The organism is Mesorhizobium sp. Root695, assembly GCF_001428185.1.
Taxonomy (GTDB): domain Bacteria; phylum Pseudomonadota; class Alphaproteobacteria; order Rhizobiales; family Rhizobiaceae; genus Mesorhizobium.
Map to the genome: position 1 here is coordinate 124,094 of NZ_LMHO01000007.1, position 12,810 is coordinate 136,903.

Sequence of the window (12,810 nt, forward strand, 5' to 3'; positions counted from 1 at the left end):
CAAATCAGGCTCCAGCCTGCTGGCCGGGGCGTTTGTCCAATCTGGGGAAAGATGAGGCGAAAACGTCCGGACCAGCGCGAGGCTAGCCAATAATGCAAATGCCACAAATGGCGAAAGACGTTTTCATGGGCGGCTTTATCGCCTTGGCTTGTGTTGCCGTCAAGTCGCAAGTTTCGGCAAAAACGTACTGGATCACAGGTAATGGCCCAGTGAAACATTTTATTAAACATGTCGGCACAGTCATGAAACATTCGTCGGCTAGATCAGCAGGCGTCACGATTTGGTCAGAATCGGCCATCAAACGCAGACACGAAAATGTTACCTGGGAAGAGAGACATGCCCCGAAGCAAGCAAGAAGCCAACCGCGCCAAGCAACCGGCGCTGGCCAACCACTATCGCGCAATCGGTCCGGCCGCTATCGTCGCCGCCCTTCTCCACACCGCGAAGAAGAAGAAGCCGGCACAGAAGATCGTATCGCCCCGCGCCGCCTGAAGCGGTGTGCGGCCGGCGCCAAAGGCGCCTGGCATGAGGGCGCTGACAGGCGCTTCTGAAGAACAGCTGAGCTAGAACAACGTCATCTGACCGTGGTCCGTGCCGGGCTTCTGGCGCTTGGCCTTCTCGGGCTCCGGCCCGATCTCGCCCCGCTCCTGAGTTTCCGGTCCAGTGTTGGCGACCTTGTTGACGAGGTCGGAGACGGGAATTGCCTCGAAGAAACCAAGCTGCGCCGGCCGCAACAGGTCGGCGACATCGCGCGGCTCGAGCGTGCGGCAATCCAGCCAGCGGGCGAAATCCCTTGGATCGATCACTACCGGCATGCGGTCGTGGATGTGGGCGATGTCCGCATTGGCGTTGATGGTCAGGATGGCGCCGGTGTCCATTTCCGAACCGCCCGGCTCGGCATAGGTCTCGATCAGGCCGGCGAAGGCGACCAACCCGCCATGCCTTGGGCGTATCCAGTAGGGTTGCCCCTTCTTGCCGCCGGTTTGCCGCCACTCGTAGAAGCCGGAGGCCGGCACCAGCGCACGGCGATGGCGCATGGCCGCCTTGAACGAGGCCTTTTCGGCGGCGCCCTCGGAGCGCGCGTTGAACAGCAGTGGAAACTCGCGTGTGTCCTTGACCCAGGTCGGGATCAGCCCCCAGCGAACCAGCATTGGCCGCCGGTCCGGCAGATTCGAGCCCCGCGCCCGCTGGGGGCCGGCGGTCACCATCAGGATCGGCTGCGTCGGGGCGATGTTGTAGCGCGCCGGGAAATCCTCAAGCCCCGCCAGATCCAGAAAGGCGGCGGCCTGATCCGGCGTCGCGGTCAAGGCAAAACGTCCGCACATAGTCGATTGGCGCCCTTCGAATGGTTCGGGTTTGAAAGTGGCGATGCAACCGGCGTTGCGCAACCGCTAAAGCTTCCCCATGCTGGGCGGTCCACAACAGACCTGCCTTCACGCCTGATCGGGAATCCATGAACGAAGCGCGCAAGACACTCCCGGCAGTCTCGGTCGCCGTCGTGCGCGCAGACACCGTGCTTTTGGTCAAGCGAGCCCGGCAACCCTCACAAGGGCTCTATGCCTTTCCGGGCGGCAAGGTCGAGCCCGGCGAAACGCTGGAGCAGGCAGCCGCCCGTGAACTGCAGGAAGAGACCGGCCTGCGGGCCGCCGATTATCGACCGCTTCGCGAAATCCATATCGACGGCAGAGATGACAGCCACCCGGTCGATTATCAGCTCACGGTCTTCGGCGCCGCCTATGCCGGTGGCGAGGCAGTGGCCAGCGACGACGCCGAGACGGCCGCATTCTATACGCTCAGTGAAATGAAGGCATTGCCGCTTGCCGGCTCGGTGTTCGCCGTTGCGGAGGACTTGTTGTTGGCCCTCGGCGGAAAACGCCCGTGGCGGTCCTGAAAATCGCCTTGCGGGTGACAAATTGTTTCGCCACAAAGACTTATGATGTTTGGCCAAGCCAGAACGGCTTGCACCGTTCGGCAAACGGCTAGCGCCATTAGGTAGACCACAACGGTTTACGCCGTTGGGTAGAGAAGGCTTATGAACCGTCCATCCATGCTCCTCGCAGTGTGTCTTGCCGTCAGCACGGCCATTTCGATACGGCCTGCGTTCAGCGCCGAGTCGCCGTTCGAGCCGGGCCTGATGCGATTGGCGGAGGTTCTGGGGTCGCTGCATTTCCTGCGCAATTTGTGCGGAGAGAAGGGCGACCAGTGGCGTGTCGAGATGCAGAAGCTGCTCGATTCGGAAAATCCGGACGCGGAGCGGCGCGCCCGCTTCATCGCCAGCTTCAATCGCGGCTACCGCTCCTTCGGCGGCACCTATACGCGGTGCACGCCCTCGGCGACCGAAGCCATCAGCCGTTACATGAAGGAAGGCGAGACGCTGTCGCGCGACATCGCCTCGCGTTACGGCAACTAGGCATGTCGCCCAAAAGTGCGCAGCGGTTTTGGGACAACGACATGCATAAAACAAAAAGCCTGAAGCGCGTCGCCTGATTCCGATCAAACGCGACATGCTTCAGGCGTTCCGGCGGCTCATCAACAACTATCAGGACCATTGATGGCGACGACTGAGATATCCGGCTTGTGCCAGGCGATATCTTGGTGCAATCCTTATGTTGCACTTCTGCAACAGTATTAACGAAACCTTACCGCGCGAAAGCGGAATTAACTCAAACTGAAGGTTTTCGCCCCGCAGGCCGCCCCAATCGGCTAAGTTTGACTCGAGCTGAACGCAGCTTCGCACAAGGCAATCGGGCTTTGTAAAAGACGATCAAAAAAATGTCGTATTTACAAATACTTAATTGTCCCTTCGTGTGAAATGAACAGATCAGGCCTGATCCACATCGACGGATCGCTGCTTGAAAGGGTGGACATTCGCTTATGGAACATGGTGTCAACGACATCGACGCGCTGGTCAGGGAAGAAAAACGCCTGACCGCCGTGGAAAGCCACAGCGAGGCCTGGGCGGAAGGTCTCTCCGCCGGCATAGAGCCCGAGATCATTGCCGAAGCAGCACTCGAAACCGCCTTCGGCGAGATGTTGCGTGCCAATGGCGAGACCTCGGCCCTTGCCCTGCTCGACCGTATGCGTGAAAAGGTGATTGCTGGCGCCTTCGAGCCTGAACGGCTGCGGCACTGAACCGACGTCCGGTTCTTTGACGGCAAAAATGCCGCTCGGGCGTCATGCCCGGAAGCAGGGAGAGACGGGCAGTGAGTTTTTCGATGTCAGGCAAGCCGCGTGGCTTGGTCCTCTGCATCTCCTTCGCCGCTTGCTGTGCCGCGATTCCCCTGGTTGCGTGTCTCACGAGCAGTCCCGCCTATGCGCTGAGCGAGATCAAGCGCGAAGAGCTCCCGCCAACAGTCACGCCGCCGGCGGACGACGACATGTCGCCCCCGGGAAGCACCGTGCCAATGCCCAACCCGGTCGGAACGCCGCCTCCGGCCAGCCAGCCGGCTGCTCCTGAAGCCGAGCCGGACAGTCCGGCGGATGGCGGCGTGACCAGACCGCGCGTCGATCCGGACACGCCGGTACCCGAGGTTGTCTACGATCTCGGCAAGCTGCCGGAACCGGTACGACGCATGCACGACCTGATCGTCGAAGCCTGCAAGGGCGGCGACATCGAAAAGCTGCGTCCCTTGATCGGCAAGGGCGACAGCGCCACGCAGATATCGCTGACCGACATAGACGGCGACGCCATCGCCTTCCTCAAGGGGCTCTCCGGCGACCCGGACGGCCAGGAGATCCTGGCCATCCTGGAGGAGGTGCTCAATGCCGGCTACGTCCACCTCGATGCCGGTACGCCACAAGAGCTCTATGTGTGGCCGTATTTCTTCGCCCTGCCGTTGGACAAGCTGGACGCCAAGCAGCGGGTCGAACTGTTCAAGATCGTCACCGCGGGCGACTTCGACGACATGAAGCAGTTCGGCGCCTATATTTTCTATCGCGTCGGTATCACGCCTGCCGGGCAATGGACATTCTTCGTCGCCGGCGACTGAGCCTCTTAGGGAATCTAGACGACAAGGGCCTCGGAAAACTCCACCGCCTTGCCCTGGCTTGGCGTGGCGATCTCGCCTTCCCACATAACGCGACGGCCGCGAATGACGGTGCCGATTGGCCAGCCGGTCACTTCTCTCCCGTCATAAGGCGTCCAGCCGGCTTTCGAGCCAGCCTGCGCATTGGTGATGGTCTGGCGCCGTTTCATATCGACGATGGTGAAATCGGCGTCGTAGCCGGCGGCGATGCGGCCCTTTCTCGCCATGCCGAAGATGCGTTGCGGGCCGTGGCTCGACAGGTCGACAAAGCGCTGTAAGGTCAGCCGTCCGGCATTGACGTGGTCGAGCATGATCGGCACCAGCGTCTGCACGCCGGTCATCCCCGACGGCGAGGCCGGATAGGGCTTTGCCTTCTCAGCCAGCGTGTGCGGCGCGTGGTCGGAACCGAGCACATCGACGATGCCTTGCGCAATGCCGTGCCAGACACCGTCGCGATGGCGCGCGGCGCGCACTGGCGGGTTCATCTGGATCAGCGTGCCAAGCCGCGCATAGTCGTCGGCGCTCAGCGTCAAATGATGCGGCGTCGCCTCGCAGGTCGCGACATCCTTGTGCTGTTCGAGGAACAAAATCTCCTCGGCGGTCGAGATGTGCAGGACATGGATGCGGGCGCGAACTTGCCGAGCGATGCGCACCAGCCGTTCGGTGCAGCGCAAGGCGGCGATCTCGTCGCGCCAGACCGGGTGCGATGAAGGATCGCCCACGATGCGTTCGCCAAGACGCTCGCGCAGCCGGAATTCGTCTTCCGAATGAAAGGCGGCGCGGCGGCGCGTATTCCGGAGGATCGATGCCACGCCCTCGTCATCCTCGACCAGCAGATCACCGGTGGACGAGCCCATGAAAACCTTGATCCCGGCCGCGCCCGGCAACCGCTCAAACTCGCCGACATCCCCGGCGTTTTCGCGGGTGCCGCCGACCCAGAAGGCAAAATCGCAATGCATGCGATCCGTGCCGCGCCGAACCTTGTCGGCAAGCGCTGCCTCGCTGGTGGTCAAAGGATTGGTGTTGGGCATCTCGAACACGGCTGTGACGCCGCCAAGCACGGCCGCGCGCGAACCCGTTTCCAGGTCTTCCTTGTGCTCCAGGCCCGGCTCGCGAAAGTGCACCTGGCTATCGATGACACCTGGCAGGATATGCAGGCCGCGGCAGTCGACCGTCTCACCGGCCGAGGCCTGGCGGAGATCGCCGATGGCAGCGATGCGCCCGTCCTTCACGCCGATGTCGCGAGCCCCTTCACCGTCATGGTTGACCACTGTGCCGCCTGTCAGGATGAGGTCGTAGATCATGGCCATGCTCTCTTGCGGGGGGAGTGCCAGCCGCTTACGTAAAGGCCGACCGTTTTGCAAGATCAGGTTGCTTTTCCGCCCATGCCCTTTGCCCAGCTCAAAGACCGCGCCCTCATCTCCGTGTCAGGCCCGGATGCCGAGCATTTTCTGCAGAACATCCTGACCACCGATCTCGACATCCTGGCTCCGGGCGAAGCCAAGCCCGGTGCACTGCTGACGCCGCAAGGCAAGATCCTGTTCGATTTCCTGATCTCGCGCGACGGTGAGAATGCATTCCGGCTGGAATGCCGGGCCGCCATATCGGACGATTTCGTACGCCGGCTGACGCTCTACAAACTGCGTGCCAAGGTCGAGATTACCAAGGCAGATCAGGCGTTTGTCATCGTCGCGTGGGGACATGAATCAACACCCTCACAATCCGATTCAACGACGGCCGCCGACACGCGCTTTCCGAAGGGTGCCGTCACGCGTTCCTATTGCGAAACGGATGAGCGCAGCGATCTTGCCGCATGGCAAGCCTTCCGCATTGCCGGCGGCATTGCCGAAAGCGGCAGCGACTATCAACTCGGAGACGCCTTCCCCCATGATGTGCTGCTGGACGAAACCGGCGGCGTCGGCTTCAAGAAGGGCTGCTATGTCGGCCAGGAAGTCGTCTCGCGCATGCAGCATCGCGGCACGGCCAGGCGGCGCGTGCTGATTGCATCGGCCGACAGGCCCCTGCCCGCACCGGGCACCGAGCTGACCGTTGCAGGACGGCCGGTGGGCACGCTCGGGTCGACCGTCGGCACGACCGGTCTGGCCATTGCTCGCATCGACCGGGTCAAAGCGGCGCTCGACGCCGGCCAGCCGATCATGGCCGGGCACGCCGCTGTTTCACTCGCCATCCCGGTCTGGGCGAAATTCGGCTTCCCGCAGGAAGCCGTCAGCGCGGAGGAGACCTGATGGCCGCCGACCGCGTCGGCGCGCCGGCACGCGCCTGGCAGCGCATGCTGTCGGGCCGCCGGCTCGACCTGCTCGACCCCTCGCCGCTCGATATCGAGATTTCAGACATTGCGCATGGGCTCGCCCGCGTTGCCCGCTGGAACGGCCAGACCAGCGGCGAACATGCCTTTTCGGTCGCCCAGCACTCGCTGCTGGTCGAGGGGCTGTTCTGCGACCTGGTGCCCGAGGCTTCGGCCGACGCCAGGCTGGCGGCGCTGCTGCACGACGCTCCCGAATATGTCATCGGCGACATGATCTCGCCGTTCAAATCGGTGATGGGAGGCAGCTACAAGGACTGTGAATTGCGACTGCAGCGCGCCATCCATTCGCGCTTCTCGTTGCCGCCGGAACCATCCGCTGCGCTGCGCAAGGAGATCAAGCGCGCCGACCAGATCGCCGCTTACTTCGAGGCAACGCTGCTCGCCGGCTTTTCGACCGCCGAGGCGACCGAGTTCTTCGGCCGTCCGCGCGGCTTCAATGCCGACCGCTTCGATTTCACGCCACGCTCGGTGACCTGGGCGCAGAATGCGTTCCTGAAGCGGTTTTCCGCGATCGAGACGTCGCGGCATCAGATTTCGGCACCCGCAATCGGCTGAAAAACGCTAAATTAACCGGAACGGGCAACAGTGCGGTGTTCGATCACGATCCGCAGGCGCCTCATGCCCGTCGCTGATGCCAAGGATGGTTCGGTCATCCCGGAACGGGAGGCCGAAGGCATGGGGCGCTCGCGCCATATGGAAGACGAACTGCGCGAACAGAATGAACGCTTTTCGGCCGCTGTCGAGAACATGTCGCATGGCCTGTGCATGTTCGACGCCGACGAGCGGATGATCATCTGCAACGGCAACTACATCAACATCTTCTGTCTCGACGCCGAGATGATACGGCCCGGGATCCGGTTCCTCGACATTCTGCGGCACAGCGTCGACATCGGCATCGCCTCACAAACCGCCGACGAACTCTACGCCATTCGCAAGCCCTATATCGACCAGGCGAAACCCTCGACCTACGAGGAGACGCTGTCGGACGGCCGCATCATCAACATCTCGCATCGCCCGCTTGCTCTGGGCGGCTGGGTTTCGATCTACGAGGACATTACCGAACAGAGACGCGCCCAACAGGATCTCAAGGAACAGCACCGACGCTTCGACGCAGCACTCGCCAACATGTCGCAAGGCTTGCTGATGTACGATGCCGACGGCAAGATGATCGTGCGCAACGGGCGTTTTCTGGAACTCTACAACGTCACCGCGGAGGACCTCCCGCTTGGAACGACGCACCGCGACGCGCTCGAACGATTGCTGGAACTCGGCATCTATTCGAGGATTGATGTCGACAGTGAAGTCGCCAAAACCGAAGCCTGCCTGGTGGCGGCAAAAATGCATTCGGCGTATCGGCATCTTACCGACGGCAGGACGGTTCTGGTCACACGCCAGCCGATGAGCGGCGGCGGTTGGGTGGCGACCTTTGACGATGTTACCGAGCGCCGCCGTACCGAAGAGCGCATGACCCATCTTGCGCATCACGATATGCTGACCGGACTGCCCAACCGCTCGATGTTTCGCGAACGGCTCGACCTTGCGCTGGAGGACACGGCGGCCACGCCATTGGCAATTTTCTCGCTCGATCTCGATCGCTTCAAGGTGGTCAACGACACCTGGGGACATCCGGCCGGCGACTGGCTGTTGAAGGGCGTGGCCGAGCGGCTGCAGCGTTGCCTGCGCGGTGAAACGGACGTCGTCGCTCGCTTCGGCGGCGACGAATTCGTCATCATACAGTTCAATTTCAAGGGCATTGCCGATGCCGAAAAACTGGCGAAGCGTATCATCGAGGCGATCGCAAGACCGTTTCGCGACAAGAGCCGCGACATGCATGTCGGCATCAGCCTGGGCATCGCCGTTTTCCCCGACGATGGCGGCGACGCCGATACGCTGCTGAAAAACGCCGATACGGCGCTCTATCGGGCGAAGAGCGAAGGGCGCAACCTGTACCGCTTCTTCGAGCCTGGAATGGACGCCATGGTGCGGGAACGGCGCGCGCTCGAGATCGATCTCGAGGCAGCGCTGCCGCGCCAGGAATTCGATCTGGATTTCCAGCCCATCATGAACATCGCCTCCGGCGAGATCGTCGGCGCGGAAGCCTTGATGCGCTGGCATTCGCCAGAGCGCGGCACGGTGGCGCCGGACGACTTCATCGCGGTCGCCGAGGAAACCGGGCTGATCGTGCCGCTTGGCGAGTGGGCGCTGAGGAAAGCCTGCACGGCGGCGGCAAGCTGGCCTGCCTGCCTGCGCATTGCGGTCAATGTCTCGGCCGTGCAGCTCAAAAGTGGCAGTTTCGCCCGCAGCGTCATCTCGGCGCTAGCCTTCTCCGGTGTGCCAGCCGGCCGGCTGGAGCTGGAAATCACCGAAACCGTGCTGATGGACGAGAGTGAGACTGTGCTGAAGACGCTGCGTCAGTTGCGCGAACTCGGCATCCGCATTGCGCTGGATGATTTCGGCACCGGCTATTCCTCGCTCGGTTATCTCAGGCGTTTTCCCGTCGACAAGATCAAGATCGACCGTTCGTTCATCCACGACCTGGGCAATCGCGACACAGCGGCGATCGTTCGCACCGTCATCGGGCTGGGCGCCGAGCTTGGCATCACTGTCACCGCCGAGGGTGTCGAGACCGAGGCGCAGCTCGACATCCTGCGCGGCAATGGCTGTACCGAGGCGCAGGGCTACCTGATCGGCGTGCCGTCGAATGCGGCCAATATTCAGCGTCTGTTGAAATCTCGTGCGTTGCACAGCCAGACCGGCTGAGGTCGCCATCGTCAACGCAGGGTGTCGATATATTTGCCGTGGGAGCTGACATAGCCCGGCTCGACCACCTTCAAATGCCGCTCGATCAGCGCATGAAACCGCGGCAGTTGATGAAACGGCACACCGGGATAGGCATGATGCTCGGCATGGAATGGCATGTTCCATGCCAGCTTGCGGACCAGCCAGTTGGTCAGCGTGGTCCTGGTGTTCTCCAGCATGTTGGCGACGAACGGACAACGGCCGTGCTCGGCCAAGAGATAGAGCCGCAGAAACGGCTGTCCCAACAGCGCGGGCAGGATCCAGATGTAGAGTAGCACGGAGAGCCGGAAATAAACGGCCAGCAGAATGAGCACGGCATAAAAGGCAATCATGGCGCGCGCCTCGATGCGGACCTTGTCGTGGCCTTTTGGCGGAACGTAGCTTTCCCGGCCGCGGTCCATAGCATTGCCATAAAGCGTTTTGAGGTGCCCCCACCACAACGGGATACCAGAGACATGAGCGAGATATTGCCGCCATGTCTCCGGTTTGGCGAATGCCAGCTCCGGGTCGTTCTGCGGGTCCTGCGTGTATCGATGATGGGCGAAGTGGAAGTAGCGAAACCAGTCCGCCGGCAGCGCGATCGCCAGGCTGCACACCCGTGCCACGGCATCGTTCAGCCATTGCGTTTCGAAAGCCGTACGATGAACCGTCTCGTGCAGCAGCGTGAACAGGAACACGATGAGGATGCCTTGCGGCAGCATCAGCAGCGGCCAGAACGGCACCTTGGCGGCGATCAGCGATCCGATGATCACGATCGCCCCCCAATGAGCGGCAAGCTGAACGAGGCCCGCGACGTCCGATTTGGCGGTCAGGCGGTTGCGCTCTTCCTGCGTCAACGATGAAATTACGTCGCGATGATCCACGGGCTTCGATCCAGGCTTGGATTTGATGAAATCCACCGTAGTCCATGAAAAAACTTTCCAAAAACGACGATTTCTGCAATTTTGATAAGCTGAGCTTATCTATCCAATGATCATGGCCACACTTCCATCTCTCAAAGGACTTCAGGCCTTCGAGGCCGCGGCGCGTGCAGGCAGCTTTGCCGCGGCGGCGGAAGAGCTTTCGGTATCGGCCGCTGCCATCAGCCAGCTCATCCGCACCGTCGAGGAGCAGATGGGCCGCAAGCTGTTCCACCGCGTCAACCGGCGCGTCGTCCTCACCGAGGCCGGCGTTGAGATGCTGCCGAGGTTGACCATGGCCTTCCAGGAGATCGGCAGCGTCTCGCGCGAACTTGGCGGCGATGCATTCCGCCCGCGCCTGGTGGTATCGGTACCGCCATCCATGGCCATGGGTTGGCTTTCGCAGCGTCTCGCCGGTTTTGTCGCAAGCCATGGCGCCGCCGACATATCGCTCAGAGGCGACGACGACCCGGTGCCGTTCGACCGTGAGCTGATCAACATCAGGCTCACTTATGGCCCGCATTATCGCGAGCACCCGACCGAGGATATCGTCCGGGATGCAGTCTATCCCGTGAGTGCGCCCGAGCTGGCCGACACGATACCCGAAGGCCTCGCCAGCCTGCCGCTCATCCACACCGGCTGGGGACCGACTGGTGCGTCCTTTCCGTCCTGGCACAACTGGTTCGAGGCGGCCGGCATCGAGCCCGGCCGGGCAGCGCAACGCGGCCTCTCGGCCAACTCATCGCGCGCAGCACTCGACCTTGCCATTTCGGGATTGGGCGTGGCGCTGGCGCAAGGGATCTACTGTGCCGCGGCGCTGGTAGACGGCCGGCTTGTCCGGCCCGTCACCCGGGTGCTGGAGCTGCGCCAGCCCTATTGCCTGACGATCCCGGAGCGCAGCGCGAGGCGCGATGTAGTGGCGGCGTTCCGCGAGTGGCTGATCGACGAATGCCGGCGCGCAGTGAGCTCGCCGGTACTCCGTTGACCTGACAGGCGGCGATGGTCAGAGGTGCCCGCTCAATGCCTCTGCCATGTCCTTGTTTGTTGCCACGGGAACGATCTCGAATTCCACCAGATCCGCCCATTCGATGACCCAGCGCTGCAGCAGCGTGACGTCATCGGCCTCCACCAGCAGGAAACAGCGGCTCATGTCCGCCGCGATCCAGCTGTGATGCACGAGAAGCTCGTCCGGCTTCAGGCGACCCCGGTCGCGAAAGCGGCGGTAGATCTCCTTACGATCGCAGCCGGTAAAATCCTCGATCACGATGAACAGCATCTTTTCCCCGATCAAATTACCGCCCCGGCCGGTCCAGCCGCTCCAGGAACCACTGCGTCAGCCGCACCCAGACCTCGTCCTTCTCGCCGGAATCCTCCCAGCCATGGTCGAGGTTGGGATTGTCGTTGACCTCGATGACGAAGACACCGTCCTTGGTCTCCTTGAGGTCGACGCCATAGAGCCCGTCACCGATGCAGCGCGCCGCCTTCACCGCCGTCTCGACGACATGCGCGGGCGTTTCCTTCAGCGTGAAGGTCTTGATGCCGCCCTGGTCGGGCTTGCCGTTGGCCTTGTGGTTGACGATCTGCCAGTGCTTCTTGGCCATCAGATAGTGCACGGCAAACAGCGGCTGGCCGCCGAGCACGCCGACGCGCCAGTCATATTCGGTCGGAATGAATTTCTGCGCGATCAGAAGGTCCGAATCCTCCAGCCATTCGGTGGCGAGCGTCTTCAGTTCCTCGAAGTTGGCGCATTTCTTGACGCCGCGCGAGAATGACGAATCCGGGATCTTCAGCACCAGCGGAAAGCCCAGTGTCTGCGCCGCCAGTTCGAGGTCCGAGGTGCCGGCGATCATCACCGTCGGCGGCACGGGGACCTTGTTGTAGGCCATCAGTTCGTTGAGATAGACCTTGTTGGTGCAGCGGATCATCGACAGCGGATCGTCGATGACCGGCATGCCTTCCTGCTGGGCGCGGCGGGCGAAACGATAGGTGTGGTTGGAGATCGAGGTGGTCTCGCGGATGAACAGCGCGTCGTAATTGGCGAGCTTGGCAAGGTCCCGCTTGGTGATCGGCTCGATTTCGACGCCCATCTTCTCGGCGATCTTGGCCCAGTAACGCAGCGACGAGATTTCGGACGGCGGCAATTCCTCATGCGGGTCGACCAGCGTGGCGAAGGTGTAGCGCGCCGGCGTGCGGCCCTTGGTGTCGCGCCACTCGCGGTTGGTGTAGGTTTCCAAGCACTGGATGAAGCTTTTTTCTTCGTCCTCGGTCATCCGCGCCAGCGGATGGAAGCCGATCTTGCGGATCGAGGCCCATTCGGCGCTGTCGTTGATGTGGACTTCGAGCGCCGGTGCGCGGAACCAGTCGAACAACAGCTTGGCGAAACGGTCCCAGATTTTCGACGGGCCGATGCCGAAGAAGATGCAGACCTTTTGCGGAAAGACCCCGCCAAGATCCTTGCGGCATTTATTGAGCGCCAGTTCCAGTTCCGGCAGCGCGTGCTCATAGAGCTTGCGCTCCGACAGGTCGATTATCGTCTCGACGGTCGGGATCACCTTGTGGCCGCGCGAGCTTGCCAGCAGCGAGGCATAGTAACCGCGGCTCTGGTAGCCGTAATTGTTCGACAGGTTGATGACCTTCGGCCGCTGGCCGCGAAACAGCGACGGATGCGCGAGATAATCGCGGTTGGTGATGATCTTGTGTGGTGTCGCCACCTGGTCGAGATCGCTCTGTCTGCCTGTAAGAATAACCCAGGTCATTGTTA

14 protein-coding genes are annotated in these 12,810 nt (G+C 62.1%); 9 read left to right on the forward strand and 5 right to left on the reverse strand.

Features of this window, described 5'->3' with window-relative positions:
• Nucleotides 1-336 precede the first annotated feature (336 nt).
• Nucleotides 337-492, forward strand: a complete 156-nt coding sequence (locus tag ASD99_RS34050) for a hypothetical protein (protein ID WP_015318552.1) — start codon at nucleotides 337-339, stop codon at nucleotides 490-492.
• Nucleotides 493-563: 71 nt separating this feature from the next.
• Here the strand turns inward: ASD99_RS34050 and ASD99_RS09315 are convergent, their stop codons facing one another.
• Entirely contained in the window at nucleotides 564-1,325 is a 762-nt protein-coding gene (locus tag ASD99_RS09315) for an SOS response-associated peptidase (RefSeq protein ID WP_057143394.1), read from the reverse strand.
• A 128-nt stretch (nucleotides 1,326-1,453) separates the two neighbouring features.
• On the opposite strand from ASD99_RS09315, the gene ASD99_RS09320 reads away from it, so the two are divergent.
• The 4 genes from ASD99_RS09320 (at nucleotide 1,454) to ASD99_RS09335 (ending at nucleotide 3,989) form a co-directional block, all read left to right on the forward strand.
• Entirely contained in the window at nucleotides 1,454-1,891 is a 438-nt protein-coding gene (locus ASD99_RS09320; protein ID WP_057143395.1) for an NUDIX hydrolase, read from the forward strand.
• 141 nt (nucleotides 1,892-2,032) lie between these two features.
• The gene (locus ASD99_RS09325) at nucleotides 2,033-2,410 is read left to right on the forward strand and encodes a TIGR02301 family protein (protein ID WP_057143396.1); all 378 of its coding nucleotides are present in this window, start codon (nucleotides 2,033-2,035) and stop codon (nucleotides 2,408-2,410) included.
• 464 nt (nucleotides 2,411-2,874) lie between these two features.
• Complete coding sequence (locus ASD99_RS09330; RefSeq protein ID WP_008874920.1) at nucleotides 2,875-3,132, forward strand: hypothetical protein; 258 nt, start codon at nucleotides 2,875-2,877, stop codon at nucleotides 3,130-3,132.
• A gap of 71 nt (nucleotides 3,133-3,203) precedes the next feature.
• Nucleotides 3,204-3,989, forward strand: a complete 786-nt coding sequence (locus ASD99_RS09335) for a hypothetical protein (RefSeq protein WP_056580426.1) — start codon at nucleotides 3,204-3,206, stop codon at nucleotides 3,987-3,989.
• A 14-nt stretch (nucleotides 3,990-4,003) separates the two neighbouring features.
• Here the strand turns inward: ASD99_RS09335 and ASD99_RS09340 are convergent, their stop codons facing one another.
• A complete protein-coding gene (locus ASD99_RS09340) occupies nucleotides 4,004-5,335 on the reverse strand; it encodes a dihydroorotase (protein ID WP_056580429.1) in 1,332 nt (443 codons plus the stop codon).
• Between the two features lie 75 nt (nucleotides 5,336-5,410).
• Between ASD99_RS09340 and ASD99_RS09345 the strand changes: the two genes are divergently transcribed.
• The 3 genes from ASD99_RS09345 to ASD99_RS09355 all read left to right on the forward strand — a co-directional run bounded on the left by ASD99_RS09345 (nucleotide 5,411) and on the right by ASD99_RS09355 (nucleotide 9,111).
• Nucleotides 5,411-6,271, forward strand: a complete 861-nt coding sequence (locus ASD99_RS09345) for a YgfZ/GcvT domain-containing protein (protein WP_057143397.1) — start codon at nucleotides 5,411-5,413, stop codon at nucleotides 6,269-6,271.
• A complete protein-coding gene (locus tag ASD99_RS09350) occupies nucleotides 6,271-6,906 on the forward strand; it encodes an HD family hydrolase (RefSeq protein WP_056580435.1) in 636 nt (211 codons plus the stop codon). The genes ASD99_RS09345 and ASD99_RS09350 overlap by 1 nt, the downstream gene beginning before the upstream one ends.
• Nucleotides 6,907-6,969: 63 nt before the next feature.
• Nucleotides 6,970-9,111, forward strand: a complete 2,142-nt coding sequence (locus tag ASD99_RS09355) for a putative bifunctional diguanylate cyclase/phosphodiesterase (RefSeq protein ID WP_057143398.1) — start codon at nucleotides 6,970-6,972, stop codon at nucleotides 9,109-9,111.
• 11 nt (nucleotides 9,112-9,122) lie between these two features.
• On the opposite strand, the gene ASD99_RS09360 is transcribed toward ASD99_RS09355, so the two are convergent.
• Nucleotides 9,123-10,013 carry a fatty acid desaturase family protein gene (locus ASD99_RS09360; RefSeq protein ID WP_057143423.1) on the reverse strand — a complete coding sequence of 297 codons (891 nt, stop codon included), beginning with the start codon at nucleotides 10,011-10,013 and terminating at the stop codon, nucleotides 9,123-9,125.
• 112 nt (nucleotides 10,014-10,125) lie between these two features.
• Here ASD99_RS09360 and ASD99_RS09365 point away from each other — a divergent pair, with 112 nt between their 5' ends.
• Nucleotides 10,126-11,034 (forward strand): LysR substrate-binding domain-containing protein, encoded by a 909-nt coding sequence (locus ASD99_RS09365; protein WP_057143424.1) that lies wholly within the window; start codon nucleotides 10,126-10,128, stop codon nucleotides 11,032-11,034.
• A gap of 18 nt (nucleotides 11,035-11,052) precedes the next feature.
• Here ASD99_RS09365 and ASD99_RS09370 read toward each other — a convergent pair whose 3' ends face one another.
• Nucleotides 11,053-11,325 (reverse strand): DUF3303 domain-containing protein, encoded by a 273-nt coding sequence (locus ASD99_RS09370; protein WP_057143425.1) that lies wholly within the window; start codon nucleotides 11,323-11,325, stop codon nucleotides 11,053-11,055.
• A gap of 16 nt (nucleotides 11,326-11,341) precedes the next feature.
• Nucleotides 11,342-12,805: a RimK family protein gene (locus ASD99_RS09375; protein WP_056580439.1), complete on the reverse strand. Its 1,464-nt coding sequence runs from the start codon at nucleotides 12,803-12,805 to the stop codon at nucleotides 11,342-11,344.
• Between the last annotated feature and the right edge of the window lie 5 nt (nucleotides 12,806-12,810).